Raw genomic sequence first — 16,369 nt, 5'->3', positions numbered from 1 at the left:
GGAACCGGCCGATGTTGTCCGGCCCCGTACCCGGGTGGGGCAGGGGCGCCTTGCAGCGGCGGTCGCGGCCGGGGCAGGGGCGGCGGGCGGTGGACGGCGGCCGGATCGTGACGATCGCCGTTGCGGACATATCGGGGCTGTGTGAGCATGCGGACTGCGCGATCGTGATCTTGCAACCGGCCGCGGAGCCGCCGTCCGGCCCGCGCCGATCTGTTGACGAGAGGTGCGGAAGTGAATCCCTCTGCCGATGACGACCCGACCGCCGTCGACCCCGTCGCCGAACGGTTCCATTTCCTGGTGAACGCACCGGCGCTCTTCAACGCCGTCGTCACCGCCCTGGAATGGGACCTCTTCGGCTTCCTCGCCAAACATCCCGGTGCCTCCTTCGAGGAGTTGACCGCCTTCACCGGCGTGCCCGCCCACTCGGCACGTGTCCTGCTGCACGCCGTGTGCACCACCGGGCTCCTGGAGCGGCACGCGGACGGCGGCTACCACAACGCACGGGCCGCCGAGGAACTGCTCGTTCCCGACGGACCCGACAGCTGGCGCCACATCCTCACCGGCTGGAAGGAGATCTACTATCCGGCCTTCACGCGGATGAGCGAGGCCCTCGCCGCCGGCACCAACACCGCGCTGGCCGCGCATCCCGGCGACGAGCCGACGCTCTACCGGAGGCTGTCGCACAACCCGGAGCTGGAGGGCGTCTTCCACCGCAGCATGAGCGCCTTCACGCTCAAGAGCCTCGACGCGCTGGTGGAGTGCGAGGAGTTCGCCACCGTACGGCACCTGCTCGACGTGGGCGGCGGCGACGGCACCACCAGCGAGCGGCTCACCACCCGCCATCCGCAGCTGCGTTCGACCATCTTCGACATCCCGTCGGTGTCGGAGCTGGCGGCGGCCCGCCGGGGAGCCGGCGAGCCGGGCAGCGGTCCCATCCGGCTGCACCCCGGAGACCTGTTCTCCGACCCCTTCCCGGCCGGCGCCGACGCGGTGCTCTTCAGTCACGTGCTGGAGATCTTCTCCGGTGAGCAGATCACGGAGCTGCTGGCGAAGGCACACTCCGTCCTGCCGCCCGGCGGGCGGGTGTTCGTCTACGGCTACAACGTCTCCGACGACGAGACGCGCGGCTGGTACTCCGCCCGGCTCTCCCTCTACCTGAACGTGCTCGCCAGTGGTCAGGGCATGGCCTACCCCGCCCGCGACTACGAGCAGTGGACGCTGCGGGCCGGCTTCGACTCCGTACGCACCCTCACCGGCTACCCCTACGAGCACGGCCTGACCATCGGGACCAAACGGTGACGAGCGCTCTCGCGGGCCGCGGCCGCTTCCCCGTCCCCGACCCCGGCGTTCCCATCACCACCTCGCCCGTGCGTTTCCTCGTCTGGCTCGCCACCCGGCACCGGGGCAGCCTCGCCCTCGCCACCGTGCTCGGCGTGCTGTGCACCCTGGCGCAGGCGTTGGTGCCGGTCGCCATCGGGCTCGGCATCGACCGGGGGCTGCTCGCCCGCGACCGGAACGCCCTGCTCGTGTGGGGCGGGGCGGTGCTGCTGCTCGGCGTCTTCCAGGCCGTCGTCGGGATGCTGCGCGACCGGGCGTCGACCGCCAACCGGTTCGGGGCCGCCTACCGGGCCACCCAGCTCGTCGTCCGGCAGGCCACCGAGCTGGGCGCGGAACTGCCCCGGCGGGCCTCGACCGGCTCGGTGGTCAGCGTCAGCGCCATGGACGTCGGCCACCTCGGCACGGCCGTGGAGGGCACGGCCCGCGGCAGCGGGGCGGTCGTGTCCATCCTCTTCGCGTCCGTGTTCATGCTGGTCACCTCGTGGCAGCTGGGGCTGGTGGTGCTGGTCGGCGTACCGCTGATCGCGGTCGCCGTGGCCCGGCTGCTGCGGCTGCTGCACGGCCGGCAGGAGCGGCTGCGCGACCGGCAGGGGGCGCTCACCGATCTGTCCGTCGACATCATCGACGGGCTGCGCGTGCTCCGGGGCATCGGCGGCGAGGACGTCTACGGGCGCCGCTACCGCGAGGCCTCGCAGGACGTGCGCGCCGAGGGGGTACGGGTCGCGACGGCCGTCGCGAACATCGCCTTCCTGCGCGTCCTGCTGCCGGGAACACTGCTGGTGGCCATCGTCTGGCTGGGCGCGTACCAGGTGAGCACCGGTCGTCTCGAACCCGGCCTGCTCGTCGCGTTCTACGGGTACGCCGTCTTCCTCACCCAGCAGCTGGGGCAGGTCACGACGATGCTCGACCAGTTCACGCGGGCGGCGGTGGCGTCGGGCCGTGTCCTGGGCTTCCTCGGCCTGCGGCCGGAGCTGGCGTCCGGCACCCGGCCGCTGCCCGACGGGGAGCCCCTGCGGCTGCACGACCCGGACTCGGGGCTGACGGTACCGCCGGGCCGGCTGCTCGGGGTGGTCTGCGCCACGGACGGGGACGCGCGGACGCTGGCGGACCGGATCGGCCGCTACGGCGACCCCGCGGCCCGCAACGGCGAGACGCCCCTGTCCGACTACCCCACCGAGGACGTCCGCCGCCGCGTCCTGGTCGCCGACAACGGGGCCACCCTGTTCTCGGGGCGGCTGGACGGCGAACTCGCCCCCGGCGACGCGCACGACGGCGAGCCCGGACACGCCGCCCTGCTGCGGGCGCTGGAGGCGGCCTCCGCGCGCGATGTCATCGAGGCCCTGCCCGACGGGCTGTCCCAGGAGATCGGCGGAGGGCGGGAGTTCTCCGGCGGCCAGCAGCAGCGGCTGCGCCTGGCCCGCGCCCTGCTGGCGGACGCGGAGGTGCTCGTCCTGATCGATCCGACGAACTCCCTCGACGCCCATACCGAGGGCCGGGTCGCCCGGCGGCTCGGGCCGTACCGGGCCGGCCGGACCACCGTGGTGTTCACCACCAGCCCCCTCCTGCTCGCCCACGCCGACCACGTCGTGTTCGTGCAGGAGGGCAAGGCCGTGGCCGAGGGCGGCCACCAGAGCCTGCTCGCGCACGGCGACTACCGCACCGTCGTCACCCGGGAGGTCCTGGCATGACCGCCGCCCCGCCGGCCGACCGGCTGCCGGTCGCCTCCCAGCGGGAAGTGCGCTCCTACGCCCGCAGCACGATGCTCCGCCACCGCGGGCCGCTGGGCCGCTCGCTGCTGCTGCACGCGCTGGCCTGCGTCGCCGCGCTGGCCGCCCCCCAACTGCTCGGCCGGATCGTCGAGAGCGCGGCCGACGGCACGGTCTCCGTCACCCCCGTGGCCCTCGCCATCTGCGCCGCGGTGATCCTCCAGGCCGTGCTGACCCGCTTCGCACGGCTCGCCTCCCTGCGCCTGGGGGAGACCGTACTCGCCGATCTGCGCGAGGAGTTCGTCGGCCGGGTGCTGGCCCTGCCGACCCACACGGTGGAGCGGGCCGGGACCGGAGAGCTGGTCACGCGTACCACCCGGGACATCGACGTGCTGGCCTTCACCGTGCAGCGGGCCGTACCCGACACCCTGGTGGCGGGCACCACCGTGGTGCTGACGATCGGGGCGATCTGCCTGACCGATCCGCTGCTGGTGCTGCCCTGCCTGGTCGCCGTGCCGGTGCTGTGGCTGTCGACGCGCTGGTACCTGCGCCGCGCGCGGGCCGGTTACCTGCGCGCGAACGCCTCGTACGCCCACCTCACCGACCACCTCTCCGAGACCGTGGCGGGCGCCCGTACGGTGGAGGCGCTGCGGCTCCAGCGGCGCCGGCGCCGGCGCACCGACGCGGACATCGCCGCCTCGTACGCGGCCGAACTCCGCACCCTGAACCTGCGCAGCGTCTACCTGCCGATCGCCGACACCGGCTACATCCTGCCGGTGGCCGCCACCCTGGTCATCGGCGGGCTGATGTACATCGAGGGCATGGTCGGCCTGGCCGCCGTCACCGCTGCCACCCTGTACGTCCAGCAGGTCATCGGGCCCGTCGACACCCTGCTCTTCTGGATGGACGAACTCCAGGTCGGCGGCGCCTCCCTGGCCCGCGTCCTCGGGGTGCGCGGCGCGGCAGAACCGGCGCCGGCCGACGCGCGGGCGGCTTCGGAACCCGCGTCCGACGCGACTCCCCGGGGCGGTATCGCACTGGCGGGGGTGCACTTCTCCTACCGGGACGGCAAGGACAGCCTGCGCGGCATCGACCTGCGGGTGCTTCCCGGGGAACGCCTGGCGGTCGTCGGCCCCTCCGGCGCCGGCAAGTCCACCCTCGGCCGGCTCCTCGCCGGGATCGACGCGCCCTCCCGGGGCCGCGTCGCCCTGGGAGGGGTGCCGCGCTCCGGGCTGTCGTCGGCCGAGCTGCGCCGGGACGTCATCCTGGTCACGCAGGAGTTCCACGTCTTCCGGGGCACTCTGGCCGACAACCTGCTCATCGCCCGCCCCGACGCGGACCCCTCGGACCTGGAGCGTGCCCTGCGGGCCGTCGCGGCCTGGGAGTGGGCGTCCGCGCTGGGCCTGGACCACGAGGTGGGCTCCGGCGCCGGCGAGCTGACGCCCGCCCAGGCCCAACAGCTGGCGCTGGCCCGGCTGGTGCTGCGCGATCCGCCGGTGGTGGTGTTCGACGAGGCGACCGCCCTGCTCGACCCGCACACCGCCCGCACCCTGGAGCGGTCCCTGTCCGGGCTGCTGAGCGGGACGGTCGTCTCCATCGCGCACCGGCTGCACACCGCCCACGACGCCGACCGGGTGGTGGTGATGGAGGACGGCCTGATCGTCGAGAGCGGGGCCCACGAGGACCTGGTGGGCCGGGGTGGGGCGTACGCGGAGCTGTGGAAGTCCTGGCACGGCTGACGGGGTGGGGTCGGGCGGCGCCGGTACCGCTCACCAGGCGACCGGCAGCCCGTGCACTCCGTAGAAGCCCATGTCCTCGCCCAGCGGCACCTGCGCGGGCGGCACGGCGAGCCTCAGGCCGGGGAAGCGGGCGAAGAGGGCGGGGAAGGCGATCCGCATCTCGGTGCGGGCCAGGTGCTGGCCGATGCACTGGTGTGCTCCGTGCCCGAAGGCCAGGTGCCCTGACGTGGGGCGGGTGATGTCGAGGCGGTCGGGGTCCTCGAAGCGCGCCGGGTCGCGGTTCGCGGCGGACAGCGAGACGGTCACGGACTCCCCCGCGCGCAGGTCGTGGCCCGCGAGCGTGACGTCCTCCAGCGGGGAGCGGGGCACACCGAAATGGAAGATGGTCAGGTAGCGCAGGAGTTCCTCGACCGCGTTCGCGGCGAGGGACGGGTCGGCCCTCAGGCGGTCGAGCTGGTCGGGGTGGGTCAGCAGGGCCAGCGCGCCGAGTCCGAGGGAGCCGGCCGTCGTCTCGTGCCCGGCCGACAGCAGCAGGGCGCCCACGCCGGCGATCTCGGCGGTCGACAGTTCGCCGCCGACGGCCAGGGCGCTCAGGAGGTCGTCGCCGGGGCTGCGGCGCCGGTGTCCGGCCAGGTCGGCGAGGAAGGCGTCGAGCTCGGCCATCGCGGTGGCGGCCTGCTCGGCCGTGGCGTCGAGTTTGAAGAGGGTGGCGCTGTTGCGCTGGAACCCGGCGCGTTCGCCGTACGGAACGCCCAGCAGTTCGCAGATCACCAGGGACGGGACGGGCAGCGCGAAGCACTCGACGAGATCGGCCCGCCCGCCGAGGGCGGCCATCGCCTCCAGCCGCTCGTCGACGATCCGTTCGACGCGGGGGGTCAGGGCCCGCGTCCGCCGGGCGGTGAACCAGCCCATCAGGTGTCGCCTCAGCCGGGTGTGGTGGGGTGCGTCCATGTCGACCAGCCAGCCCGGCAGTGCGGGACTGCCGTAGAAGGGGTCCGTGCCCGGCCGGGCCACCGGGACCCGTTTCAGCTCGGAGCGTGCGCTGAAACGCGGGTCGGCGAGGACCTGCCGGGCCAGTTCGTGGCCCGTGACCAGCCAGCCGATGTGGCCGTCGGGGTAGCGCAGGCGGGTGAGCGGGGCCTTCTCGCGCAGGGCGGTGAGGGCGGGGGGCGGGTCGAAGGGGTGGGCGGGGTCGCGGGTGGTCGGATGGGTGGGGGCGTCCGCGTGGACGGGGCACCCTTGGGGTGCGGGGCGGCTGCCGGGTGCGGTGGCGCCGGTGTCGCTCATCGCCGGGCTCCCCGGGCGGTCGCGTCGGCGGTGGTCGGCCGGGCCCGGGCCCGCGCCCGCGCCCGTAGGAAGGCGACGAGCCGGCGCGCCCCTTCGTCGATCCGGTCCGGGTCCAGGTAGCTGCACGACAGCCGCAGGCTGTGGGTGCCGCCGCCGCCCGGGTGGAAGGGGGCCATGGGCGTCCACAGCACGCCGTACTCGGCGGCGCAGACCTCCAGCAGCGCCGCGTCCGCCGGGACGGGCAGCCGCATCCGGACGAAGAATCCGCCGCCGGGACGGTTCCACTCCACCCCGTCCGGCAGCCCGCCCGCGCTCTCGCGGTCCAGGGCCCGCAGCAGGTGGGCGAGGTTGCGCCGGTACAGGGCGGAGCGCGTGCGGCTCAGCTCGGCGAGCGAGCCTCCGTGCTCCAGCAGCATGCCCGCGACCAGCGCCTGGCACATCGGGGAGGTGTTCACCGTGACGGCGGTCTTCAGCCGTGCCAGTTCGGCGGCGAGGGGGACGGTGCCCGCGGCGGTGCGGACGCTCTGGTCGGCGACGACGTAGCCGACGCGGGCGCCGGGGAAGCACACCTTGGCGAAGGTGCCGATGTGGACGACCCGTCGTGCGGTGTCCAGCGCCTTGAGGGCGGGCAGTTCGGTGCCGGGGGCGGCCGTGAACCCGTACGCGTTGTCCTCCAGGACGAGGAAGTCCTCCCGTTCCGCCAGCTCCAGGAGTCGCCGGCGGCGGTCGGCCTCCATGCGGGAGCCGCTGGGGTTGGCGTAGTCGGGGGCGACGTAGCAGGCGCGGATGCGACGGCCGGTGCGGCGGGCCGTTCGGCAGGCCTCGGCCAGCGCGTCGATGTCGAGGCCGTCGCGGTCGTCCTCGGGGACGGGGACGACCTCGGCCCCGAGCAGGCTGGCGGCGCTGGTGATGCCCACGAAACAGGGGTCGGTGACGGCCAGGAGGTCGTTCGGGGAGGCGATGAGGGCGCGCAGGGTCAGGAGCATCGCCTCCTGGGCGCCGACGGTGATCACGAGGGTGTCCGGGTCGGCGTCGATGCCCTGGTCGCGGCGCAGGGCATCGGCCACGACGGCGCCGACGATGCCGCGGGCCGGGCCGTACTCGTAGAGCAGCCGGGCCGCCCGGGCGGGGGTGCTCCCGGGTTCGGCCGCCGCGTGGGCGACGAAGCGGTCCAGGTAGCGGGTGGGGTCCAGGTCGGCGTACGGGTCGGGGTGGGGGGCGCCCGGGGCGAAGGAGACGGCGTCGGGGTGGCGGCTCATGATCTCGTTGAGGAAGCCGATGGACTCCAGTACGGGGTCCTGGAGCGAGGCGTGCAGGGCCTGGTGGTCGAGGACGGTCATACGGGGGCCCGTTCGCCGGCGGACGGCTGCTCCGCGGAGGGGTCGCCGGCCGTCCGGGAGCGGGCCCAGTGGCGTTCGGCCTTGGCCAGGACGTCGGGGCTGTGGATGCGGTGGGCCTGGACGACGGCGAATTCCGCCAGGTAGCCGCGCAGGAGGTCCAGGGGTTCTTCGGCGAGGGTGAGCATGGCGCGGTTGGCGGCCACGGCCGGTCCGGCCAGGTCGCGTACGGCGCGCTCGGCGGCCTCGTCGAGGGCGGCGGCCGGTACGACCTCGTCGATCAGCAGGGCCGCGGCCGGCTCGTCGGTGTGGATCCGGCGGCCGGAGAGGATGATCTGCCGGGCGAGCCGGGCTCCGGTCAGGCGGGTGAGCCGGAGGTTGCCGAGGCCGGGAACGATGCCCTCGTCGGCGGCGGGCAGGCTGAGGAAGGCCCCTTCCTCGGCGATCACTCGGTCGAGGACGAGGAGCAGTTGCATCCCGCCTCCGATGGCGAACGCGTCGACGACGCCCACCCAGGGTTTGGTGACGGCTCCGGACGGGGCGGCACGCTCGCCGTCGCCGTCGCCCTCGCCGAGCAGGCCGCGGGCCATCTTGTTGACGTACCCGAGCTCGCGGCCGAGCAGGAAGTCGACGAAGGAGATCGCGCCGGAACGCAGTTCCTTGAGGTTGATCCCGGCGCTGAAGATCCGTTTCCCGGCGTGCCGCGGATGGGTCACCGGGCCGCCGCGCAGGACTCCGACGCGTATCCGGTCGTCGAGGAGGACGACGTCGACGGCGGTCTCCAGGTCGGCGATGAGCCGGTTGTCCTCGGCGTTGAGGCAGTGGGCGTTGCGGAAGGTGACGTGGGCCGCCTCGCCGCGGCGCTCCACGAGGACGGCCGGCAGTTCCAGCCGGTCCCGGCGGTGGAACTCCGCCAGGTGGGCGGAGGATCCCGGGGCGGGGCGCAGCATCGTCTGGATGAGGTGGGTGCCGGCGGTCGGGGACCGCAGGAGCGCGCCGAAGAAGATGCCCTGGTCGATCTCGCGGCCCTCCTTGTGGGCCTGGACGCGTTCTCGTTCCTCGGCGAGGCGGGCCGCGTCCGGGACCAGGCCGGGGAAGCGCAGGGCGGCCTCGGCGGCCAGTTCGGCCAGGCGGGGCCGGCGGGTGCGGCCGGCGGTGAGGGTGTCGTAGACGGCGTCGGCGTGGCGGGCGAGGAAGGCGTGGCGGGCGGCCCGGCAGCTGTCGTGGAGGGCGGTCGCGCGGTGGGCGTCGGCTTCGGTGCGCCGGGGGCGGGGCGGCAGGAGTGCGAGGAGCCGTTCGCCTTCGGCCGTGTGGCGGGCGAGGGCTTCGGCGTCGGGGGTCAGGTCACCGAGGGGTGCGGGGGCGGCGGGCAGCCGGTCGTGACCGGCGGACGGGTCCTTCGCCCGGCCGCTGATGTGCTCGCTCATCCGGTGCCTCCGGCTTCCCTGGCGGCCGCCGGTGCGGTCAGACGGCGCAGTTCCCGGTCGCAGGCGGCCAGGTGTGCGCCGAGGGCGTCGTCGAACTCCAGGGTCTGTGCCTCCAGCAGCAGTTGTCGCCGGACCGCGAGCTCGCGGTCGGAGATCCGGCCCATCAGGACGGTCGCCGTGTGGACGGCCTCGTCGGTGTCCGCCGCGATCTGGTCGATGAGGCCCAGTTCGTGGGCGCGGGGCGCGTCGATGTCGTCGCCCCACAGCACGATCTGCCGGGTGCGGGCGGCGCCGAGTTGCTGGGAGAGCCGGTACACGGCCATGCCCGGCCAGAAGTGGCCGTCGTTGACGGGGACGAGGAGGCGCAGGTCCGGGGCGCCGATGCGGTAGTCGCTGACCAGCAGCAGGTCGAGGGCGGGGCCGCCGCACGGCCCGGTGGCCACCGCGATGCTCATCGCGGGGAGCCGCTCCAGTCTCCGTACGGCCCGCTCCCAGCGGTTGATCTGCTGGATGTCCACCGGCCCCGGCCAGGACCGGGCCGCGGCGGGTGCCTGTGGGAGCCGTACGATCACGACCGTGCGCTCGGACCGTGCCTCGGCCCGGTCGCAGGCCGCGTCGACGGCGGCGGTCAGCCGGGGCAGCGGGTGGGCGGCGTCCAGCCGCAGGGTGATGTCCGGTCCGTCGGGTGCGCTGTCCGGCGGGTTCCTCGTCGCGCCGGCCGGTGTGTGGTGCCCGGCCGGCCCGCCCTGCGCGGGCGGTGGCGGTTCGTCGTGCGTCCGCACCGGAGTTCCCTTCGTCGTCGCGTCGTGTCGTCCCGGCCCGGGGGTCACCACCGCGCCAGTGCCATTTCGATCGTCGAGCCCGGCCCCATCGTCATCAGGACCCCCACGTCCCCCGGGCGTGCTCTGCCTTCGGCCGCGAGTCGCTGGTAGGAGAAGAGGAAGGAGCCGCTCGACAGGTTGCCGTGGTCGCGCAGTACGCCCGTGGTGTGCCGTACGTCGTGCCGGGTCAGGCCGAGGTTGATCCGGACGGAGTCCACGACCTTCTTGCCGCCGGAGTGCACGACCCAGTGGGCGATGTCCGACGGGAGCAGCCCGGTGTCGTGCAGCAGTCGGTCCAGAGCGCCGGGTGCGTGCGCGCCGACGACGTAGGGGATCTGCGGGTCGAGCCAGAAGCTGAACTTGCCCTGCCGGTCGTCCCAGTCGTAGCGCATGGCGTCGGCCGCCTCGGGGATGATGCGGCTGGAGAAGCCGAGCAGGGTCGGGGCGAGCGGGGTTTCCCGCGCTGCGCCGGCCGTGGTGACGGCGACGGCCGCCGCCCCGTCGCCGAAGAGGCTGTTGACGACGGAGGTGCGCATGGTGGCGTCGAAGACGTATGCGGCCGAGCACACTTCCACGCACACCAGCAGGGCCAGTTCGCCGGGGTGGGCGCGGGCCCAGCCGTCGACGGCGTTCAGCGCGTTCAGGCCGGCGTTGCAGCCCATGCCGACGACGTCGAGCCGCGAGCACGAGACGTCGATGCCGAGTTCCTTGATGAGCAGGGCCGAGAAGCCGGGGGTGAGGAAGCCCGTGGAGGTGACGCAGCAGAGGTAGCGGACGTCCGACAGCCGGGCTCCGGCGTCCGCGAGGCAGTTCTCGATCGCCGTGCGGCCCAGTTGCAGGCCCTGGCGGGTGTGCTTGCGCAGCAGCTCGCCCTGGGACTCCACGACCGGCGAGCCGTCCGGGGCGGGGTCGGGCAGGGTCAGGCCGCGCCGTTCGATGGCGCTGTTGAGGAAGACGGAGCGGACCCGCGGGTCGGTGACGGCGAGCAGGTCGAGCAGTTCGCGCTGGGTGTAGGTGGTGTCGGGGACGGCGGTGCCGACCCCGGCGAGCCGGGCGCCGGCGCCGGTCCGGGTCATCCGAGGTAGTCCTCCGGGCCGCCTTCGCGCACGGTGTCGAGCGTGAAGCAGTGGAAGCCTCCTCCGAACAGCCTGCGGTGCCGGTGGCGCACCGGGACGACCGTGAACCGGTGCTTCTCCAGGGTGCGCATCAGCTCGGGGCAGGCCTCGTTGACCAGGACGGTGTCCGGGCTGACGGACAGCACGTTGAGGTCGATGAACGGGCTGGTCAGGACCAGGTCCTTGTCCTCGTAGCGGGGGAAGTTGTCGCTCTCGGGGGTGGGTGCGACGATCCGGTCCCAGCCGCGCAGCGCCTCCGGCAGCTTGTCGGCGACGGCCTCGGACCGCACCAGCAGGGTGCCGGGCCGCAGGGCGAGGACCATGCTGTCGATGTGGCTGTCGCTGAGCCGGTGCACCCGGTGGATGCGGAACCGGTCCCCCACGTGGCGCTCGAGCCAGTCGCAGGCCAGCGCGTGGTGGGCGGTGGAGACGTTGACCACCAGATCGCGGCCGAGCCGCAGCACCTGGGCCCCGTCGAACATCATCTCGATGCCCACGTCGTAGGGGGAGGGGTTCGGCGTACCGATGGGTTCGGTGGGACCGCCGACGGTGCTCTCGCGGGCGTAGGTGAGGTCGAAGGACGCGTCGGTCATCAGGGGGCGCGGCATCACCGTCCAGCGGGCGCCCCGGTCGAAGTACCGCTGGAAGACGGGGGTGAGGAGCTGCGTCTCGAAGTAACGGGAGCGGATCATGGGTGGGGTCTCGATGATCTCGTCGCCCAGGATCAGGGTGTTGTCGCGGATGTTCAGCGGGGGGACCACGGAGGCGGACCAGGCAGGGGTGCGGACCTCGCTGGTGCCGGCGTCGAGGTCCAGGGGGCGGTGCACCGTGACCGAGAGGCCGGTGAGCGCGTCGACGATGCCTTCCAGGTCCTCGACGAGTTCGTCCACGTAACGCTGCTTGATCGGTACGCGACCGCGTCGCCCGCCTTCACCGGCCGGTTCGCCGCCGACCGTGAGGCGGGGGTAGTACCACTCGGACCGGCTCGCGTTGTCGCCGGCGATGTTGTCGTGGAAGAAGAGGTCGAAGGACAACTCCCGTTCGTGCGAGGTGTAGTTGGCGGCCGAGCCGACGATCACCTCCTTGAGCGTGGACCATTCGTCGAAGCTGTTCAGCATCATCGCGTGCTCCATCGATCGCCTGGGGCGAGCCACCGCCCCGCTCGGCTCCGACCGGCCCCGGACGGGGCTGTCGCGCTCTCCAGCCTCAGCTCCCAGGGCGATCAAGGGCAAGGGGCCGTCTCCGCGGTCACCGCTTTTCGGTCTTCCCCGGCGAGGGGCGTCCGCCCTGCGGTGCGCAGGGCCCGAATTCCGGGCGTGTCGGAGGAATATGCCTGGTCAGCAATGCCACTGGAGCAAGCACGCACGGACACCCGAAAGGCTTCACGAGGGCAATGACCGGCCGACCGGAAGTGTCCGGATCCGTGCATTCACCACCCAAGAGAATGTGGCGTGGGTCACAAGGGCGGCCGACTGCGGGTTCGGGTGTGCTTCCATCGAATGCAGCGAGGCCCCCGGCCCGCGGGACGAACCGACGCTGTTCCGACGGAACCCGAGTGCGCGGTATCAACCAGGATTTCCCGACCCCACCCGGCTCTCCCGATCCCCGCGGGACGCACGCCGCGGCGCGACGACGACGCAAGCCGGATCTTCCATCCGTGTGCGCATGCAATTCGATGCGCCTGGCCACACGCCCTGTCCGGATCCCGACGCGCCGCGCGGCATTTTCCCGCTCCGCATTTCCCCGATCCGCATTTCCCAGTGCCGCATTCTCCCGTGCCGCATTCTCCCGTTACCGCTTTTCCCCTTACCCGCACACGGACGACGAGGTGGACAACAGACATGCCCCGGCTCCTGATCGGCAACCGACCGAGCGAAGACCTGGTGGGAACATGGGGAAAGGCCGTCATGGGCTGGTGGGCCCAGCGCCTGCTCTGGTTCATCCGAGACGGCGACGTCCTGGTCCTCCCCGAGGCCCCGGACGAGGAATTCCTATCCTACGCAACCGAGTTGACCGGCACGGACCCCGCGAGCATCACCGTCGTCGTCCCGCCGGCCGGGAACCGGCCCGGCGAGTGGCTGCTCGACCCCGAGCTGGTGGACCGGACGAGGCAGGCGCTGGCCGGGCGGACCCTGGACGAGGTGTTCGCGCTCTGCCCCAACGAGGCGGTGGTCGAACTCGCCAGGGCGCTGGGCGCGCCGTCGGCGGTACCCGGCCATGAGTTCCTCGACCAGGGCGGCGCCCTGATCGCCGACAGCAAGGCGATCTTCCGTACGCTCGCCGCCGGCGTCGGCGTCCCCTTGCCCGAGGGCGGTGTCAGCGCCAACCCCGAGAGCGCCTACCGCCTGATCACACGGCTCCTCGACGCGGGCCGGCCGGTCATCCTGAAGAAGGAGTTCCTCGGGGCCGGCAACGGCAACGAGGTCCTGACCCTCACGGAGGACCTGAAGGTCAACGGCGCCGGGCGTACGGTCGTCCTCCCCGATGCCCGCGACGCCGTCCGCATCTACCTCAACGAGCGCTGGGAGTGGCTGACCGAGGGCCGGCTCCACCGGATCGTCGTCGAGGCGTACCACCCCGGCAGCCGGGCCGTCTTCGCCGAGTTCCGGATCGGGGACGAGGAGATCGAACTCGGCGGCCAGGGCGAGATGGTGGCCGAACCGGTCGCCGACCACTCCTACCTCCCCGCCCCCGGCCTGACGGCCGAGCAGGAGCGAGCGCTGATGGCGGGCGGACGCAAGCTGAGCGAGGTGCTCCAGGCAATGGGGTACCGGGGCGTCCTGAGCGCAGACGCCATCGTCGTCGACGCCGGCTCCGACGGCTCGGGCGCCTCGGAGGTCCTCTTCACGGAGTACAACGGCCTGGTGACCGGGTCGACCCACGTCTACCACCTCGGCAAGCAGCTGGCCGGAGCGGACTACGCCCGCGACCGCCTGCTGGCCGAGTACGTCTCCTGGCCCGTGGCCTCTTTCGCGGAGGCCCGCAAGCACCTGGAGAGCGAGGGAATCGCCTACGACCGGGCCACGCGAACCGGAGTCGTGCTGCTGAACTCCTGGCGGGAGAAGCTCGGCGCCGTCCCGTACTGCGTGATAGCGCAGGACGTGGAAGCGGCGGAGCGCCTGAAGGAGCGGCTCGCCGAGCAGGCGCCGAAGCCCTGATTCCGCCGTGCCGCCGCGAAGACCCGTCCGCCGGCGGGGCGACCCGTGGGCGGATCGGACCACCACACCGTCGCACACCGAAGGGGGTGAACAGCATGCAGAAGGAGTTCGAGGACTTCATGCGCCAGTACGAGGCGTCGCGCGCACGCCTGAACAAGAGCGAGACCGAGTAGGGCGAGGACCCGCACCGGGCCGATCCAGGCCCTGTCCGTACGCCCGTACGTCCGTACGCCCGGCCGTCGGCCGGAGCCGCGTGGCGGGCTGCCCACCTGGGCGGGCCCGCCACGCGGTGTGCCCTGCCCGCCCCCAGGCCTCCCGCCGACGCCCCCCCCCCACACCTGGAGAGCCCGCCCCATGCCCACGGCCCGGAACGCCGACTCCCCCACCGCCCCCTATACCCCTTTCCTCCTGCGGGGCGAGCGCTTCGAGGACACGTTCCGGCAGGCCGGCGTCGACTACCAGCGCCGTTTCCGCGCGCAGCTCCGTACGCTGCCCGCCGACGTACCCGAACCGGCCCTGGTCGTCCTCACCTCCGCCCACGACGCGGAGGTCGACCGGCTCTCACTCGAACTGGGGCTCCAGGGCTTCCCGTTGTACCGGATCGACGCCGACGACTGCGCGGAGCGCCGCCTCGTCCTCGACCCCGAGGCCGACACGATGCGCATCGACGGCCTGCTCGTGCGGCCCGTCCTGCTGTGGATCAGGCACTTCGTCCCCAACGCCGTCGTGACCGGGCCCTCACCGCTCCTCGGGCGCTACGTCCGCGACCAGTGGGCGGCCGTTCTGGAGGTGGTGCGTGAATGGCCCACCACCCACGTCAACCCGCCCGCGTCCCGCCGGGCGAGCCGCCTCGCCCAGCTGCGCCAGGCAGCCGCCGCCGGAGTCCCCGTCCCCCGGACGGTGCTCGCCAGCAGCACGGAGGAAGCAGCGGCCTCGCTGGGATGCCGGCCTGCGGACCTGATCGCCAAGGTGCCCGGCGACCACTTCGTCCAGCCGGAACCCGCCCAGGTGACGGGTGCCTTCCCCCGGCGGGTCACCCCCTCCGCCGTGACCGCGGAGCCGGTGCCGCTGCTCTTCCAGCAGTACCTCCCGCACACCCACGAGGTCCGCGTGTTCAACGTGGGCACCCGCCTGTTCGCCTACGAGATCCGCAAGCACGATCCGCGCGACGTCTGGGCCCGGCCGGAGTCCGTATCGGTCACCGCGACGGACGTTCCGGCGCCGCTGGCCCGCCACGTCACGGCTCTCCTGGCCCGCACGGGCTACTCCTTCTCGGGCTTCGACTTCCTCGCCACCCCCGAGGGCACCCCGGTGTTCCTCGAATGCAACGGCAACGGCGACTGGGCCTGGTTCGAACGCGGCGCGTCGGACGACCGCGTCAGCGAAGCCGCTCTCGACCACTTCACCACCCACCCGGCCCTCTCACGGACGGCCAGGCGCGACTTCCGAGGCTGACGCCGGCCCACCCCCGCGGGATCGTCCGGGGTGCGGTCCTTGTTCCCCGGGCCGCCGGCTGCCGATCCTCTCCGGGACCTCGCGCTCGCCGTGTACGCGAAGACGCCCGGCGGGGAATCCCGGCCGGGCGTCTCTCGTGCGTGTGTCTGGCGGTTACTGCTGGTGGTTTTTAGTACCAGTGGTTGTTCTGCCAGAAGTTCCAGGCGCCGACGGGGCTGCCGTAGCGCTCGTTCATGTAGTCCAGGCCCCACTTGATCTGGGTGGCCGGGTTGGTCTTCCAGTCCGAGCCCGCCGAGGCCATCTTCGAGGCCGGCAGGGCCTGGACCAGGCCGTAGGCGCCCGAGGAGGAGTTCGTGGCGGTGTAGTCCCAGCCGCTCTCGTGCGAAACGATCTTGTTGAAGGCCGCGAACTGCGCCGGGTCCTTGATCATCTGCTGGGCGATCGCCTTGGCGCTCGCGGGGGCCGCCTGGGCGGGCGCCGCGGCGAGCAGGGAACCGGCGACGCCCAGGGCGAGGACGGAACCCGCGAGGGTCTTCTTCGAGGCGGCGATGCGGCGGATGACAGCGTTGGACACGGATGAACCTTCCGAAGGGGACAAGGACGGTCGCGGCATGCCGGGACATGCGTGAGCCACTCACACGGGGGAGAGGGGATCCGTCGGCGGCGGGTGAAGCACCCGTGCCGCCTGGCGACTCATCCAGTTCTACAGACCGCCGGCAGGGCTGGCAACGATGCCGCTTACTAGTGGACCTCGCAGCGGGGGTGCAACGGCCCGGAGGCAGGGGTGGGTGTGTCCGTGCAGGTGGGAGGCGGTGCCAGGTGGTGCGTACGGGGGCTTCAGGGGCTACTAGCCCGGCTCGTATGTGACCTGGGTCCTGTGGGGCGGGTCACCGGCACAGCGCCGGAATCTCACCTGCTGTAACCGTTCGTACCCCTTTGGCGGGGGTGGTCGGGGGCGGATTCCGCCCCCGAATCGAAGGAGACGG

Annotated in this window: 12 protein-coding genes; 5 read left to right on the top strand and 7 right to left on the bottom strand. The window is 72.9% G+C overall.

Annotated features, from left to right (window positions below):
- Positions 1-231 precede the first annotated feature (231 nt).
- The 3 genes from OOK31_RS17265 to OOK31_RS17255 are packed head-to-tail and all read left to right on the top strand — an operon-like array spanning position 232 to position 4,783.
- Positions 232-1,299, top strand: coding sequence for a methyltransferase (locus OOK31_RS17265; protein WP_267088121.1), 1,068 nt, complete (start codon positions 232-234; stop codon positions 1,297-1,299).
- Positions 1,296-3,026, top strand: coding sequence for an ABC transporter ATP-binding protein (locus OOK31_RS17260; RefSeq protein WP_267088120.1), 1,731 nt, complete (start codon positions 1,296-1,298; stop codon positions 3,024-3,026). The genes OOK31_RS17265 and OOK31_RS17260 overlap by 4 nt, the downstream gene beginning before the upstream one ends.
- A complete protein-coding gene (locus tag OOK31_RS17255) occupies positions 3,023-4,783 on the top strand; it encodes an ABC transporter ATP-binding protein (protein WP_267088119.1) in 1,761 nt (586 codons plus the stop codon). The genes OOK31_RS17260 and OOK31_RS17255 overlap by 4 nt, the downstream gene beginning before the upstream one ends.
- Positions 4,784-4,813: 30 nt before the next feature.
- Here the strand turns inward: OOK31_RS17255 and OOK31_RS17250 are convergent, their stop codons facing one another.
- Genes OOK31_RS17250 through OOK31_RS17225 form a run of 6 tightly spaced genes read right to left on the bottom strand, consistent with a single transcriptional unit; the run spans position 4,814 to position 11,891 of the window.
- On the bottom strand, positions 4,814-6,070 hold the full coding sequence (locus OOK31_RS17250; RefSeq protein WP_267088118.1) for a cytochrome P450: 1,257 nt from the start codon (positions 6,068-6,070) through the stop codon (positions 4,814-4,816).
- On the bottom strand, positions 6,067-7,410 hold the full coding sequence (locus OOK31_RS17245; protein WP_267088117.1) for a PLP-dependent aminotransferase family protein: 1,344 nt from the start codon (positions 7,408-7,410) through the stop codon (positions 6,067-6,069). The genes OOK31_RS17250 and OOK31_RS17245 overlap by 4 nt, the downstream gene beginning before the upstream one ends.
- A complete protein-coding gene (gene dpgC / locus OOK31_RS17240) occupies positions 7,407-8,834 on the bottom strand; it encodes a (3,5-dihydroxyphenyl)acetyl-CoA 1,2-dioxygenase DpgC (RefSeq protein WP_267088116.1) in 1,428 nt (475 codons plus the stop codon). Before dpgC ends, OOK31_RS17245 begins: the two co-directional genes overlap by 4 nt.
- Positions 8,831-9,616, bottom strand: coding sequence for an enoyl-CoA-hydratase DpgB (gene dpgB, locus OOK31_RS17235; protein WP_267088115.1), 786 nt, complete (start codon positions 9,614-9,616; stop codon positions 8,831-8,833). Before dpgB ends, dpgC begins: the two co-directional genes overlap by 4 nt.
- 44 nt (positions 9,617-9,660) lie before the next feature.
- A complete protein-coding gene (gene dpgA, locus OOK31_RS17230) occupies positions 9,661-10,731 on the bottom strand; it encodes a 3,5-dihydroxyphenylacetyl-CoA synthase DpgA (protein ID WP_267088114.1) in 1,071 nt (356 codons plus the stop codon).
- A complete protein-coding gene (locus OOK31_RS17225; protein WP_267088113.1) occupies positions 10,728-11,891 on the bottom strand; it encodes a glycine amidinotransferase in 1,164 nt (387 codons plus the stop codon). The genes dpgA and OOK31_RS17225 overlap by 4 nt, the downstream gene beginning before the upstream one ends.
- 720 nt (positions 11,892-12,611) lie before the next feature.
- Here OOK31_RS17225 and OOK31_RS17220 point away from each other — a divergent pair.
- Positions 12,612-13,928, top strand: coding sequence for a peptide ligase PGM1-related protein (locus tag OOK31_RS17220; RefSeq protein ID WP_267088112.1), 1,317 nt, complete (start codon positions 12,612-12,614; stop codon positions 13,926-13,928).
- A gap of 354 nt (positions 13,929-14,282) precedes the next feature.
- Complete coding sequence (locus OOK31_RS17215) at positions 14,283-15,383, top strand: hypothetical protein (protein ID WP_267088111.1); 1,101 nt, start codon at positions 14,283-14,285, stop codon at positions 15,381-15,383.
- Between the two features lie 169 nt (positions 15,384-15,552).
- Here OOK31_RS17215 and OOK31_RS17210 read toward each other — a convergent pair whose 3' ends face one another.
- Positions 15,553-15,996, bottom strand: coding sequence for a transglycosylase SLT domain-containing protein (locus OOK31_RS17210; RefSeq protein ID WP_267088110.1), 444 nt, complete (start codon positions 15,994-15,996; stop codon positions 15,553-15,555).
- Positions 15,997-16,369 lie beyond the last annotated feature (373 nt).

The organism is Streptomyces sp. NBC_00249 (assembly GCF_026342355.1).
Classification (GTDB): domain Bacteria; phylum Actinomycetota; class Actinomycetes; order Streptomycetales; family Streptomycetaceae; genus Streptomyces.
Note: the sequence above shows the minus strand (reverse complement) of the source record. Positions and strands in the feature narration are given on the sequence as shown.

Bases quoted from the DNA above. Each gene is read 5' to 3' on its own strand.
- OOK31_RS17255 (WP_267088119.1), top strand. From the start codon at position 3,023: ATGACCGCCGCCCCGCCGGCCGACCGGCTGCCGGTCGCCTCCCAGCGG.
- OOK31_RS17250 (WP_267088118.1), bottom strand. From the start codon at position 6,070: ATGAGCGACACCGGCGCCACCGCACCCGGCAGCCGCCCCGCACCCCAA.
- OOK31_RS17245 (WP_267088117.1), bottom strand. From the start codon at position 7,410: ATGACCGTCCTCGACCACCAGGCCCTGCACGCCTCGCTCCAGGACCCC.
- dpgC (WP_267088116.1), bottom strand. From the start codon at position 8,834: ATGAGCGAGCACATCAGCGGCCGGGCGAAGGACCCGTCCGCCGGTCAC.
- dpgA (WP_267088114.1), bottom strand. From the start codon at position 10,731: ATGACCCGGACCGGCGCCGGCGCCCGGCTCGCCGGGGTCGGCACCGCC.
- OOK31_RS17225 (WP_267088113.1), bottom strand. From the start codon at position 11,891: ATGATGCTGAACAGCTTCGACGAATGGTCCACGCTCAAGGAGGTGATC.
- OOK31_RS17220 (WP_267088112.1), top strand. From the start codon at position 12,612: ATGCCCCGGCTCCTGATCGGCAACCGACCGAGCGAAGACCTGGTGGGA.
- OOK31_RS17215 (WP_267088111.1), top strand. From the start codon at position 14,283: ATGCCCACGGCCCGGAACGCCGACTCCCCCACCGCCCCCTATACCCCT.
- OOK31_RS17210 (WP_267088110.1), bottom strand. From the start codon at position 15,996: ATGCCGCGACCGTCCTTGTCCCCTTCGGAAGGTTCATCCGTGTCCAAC.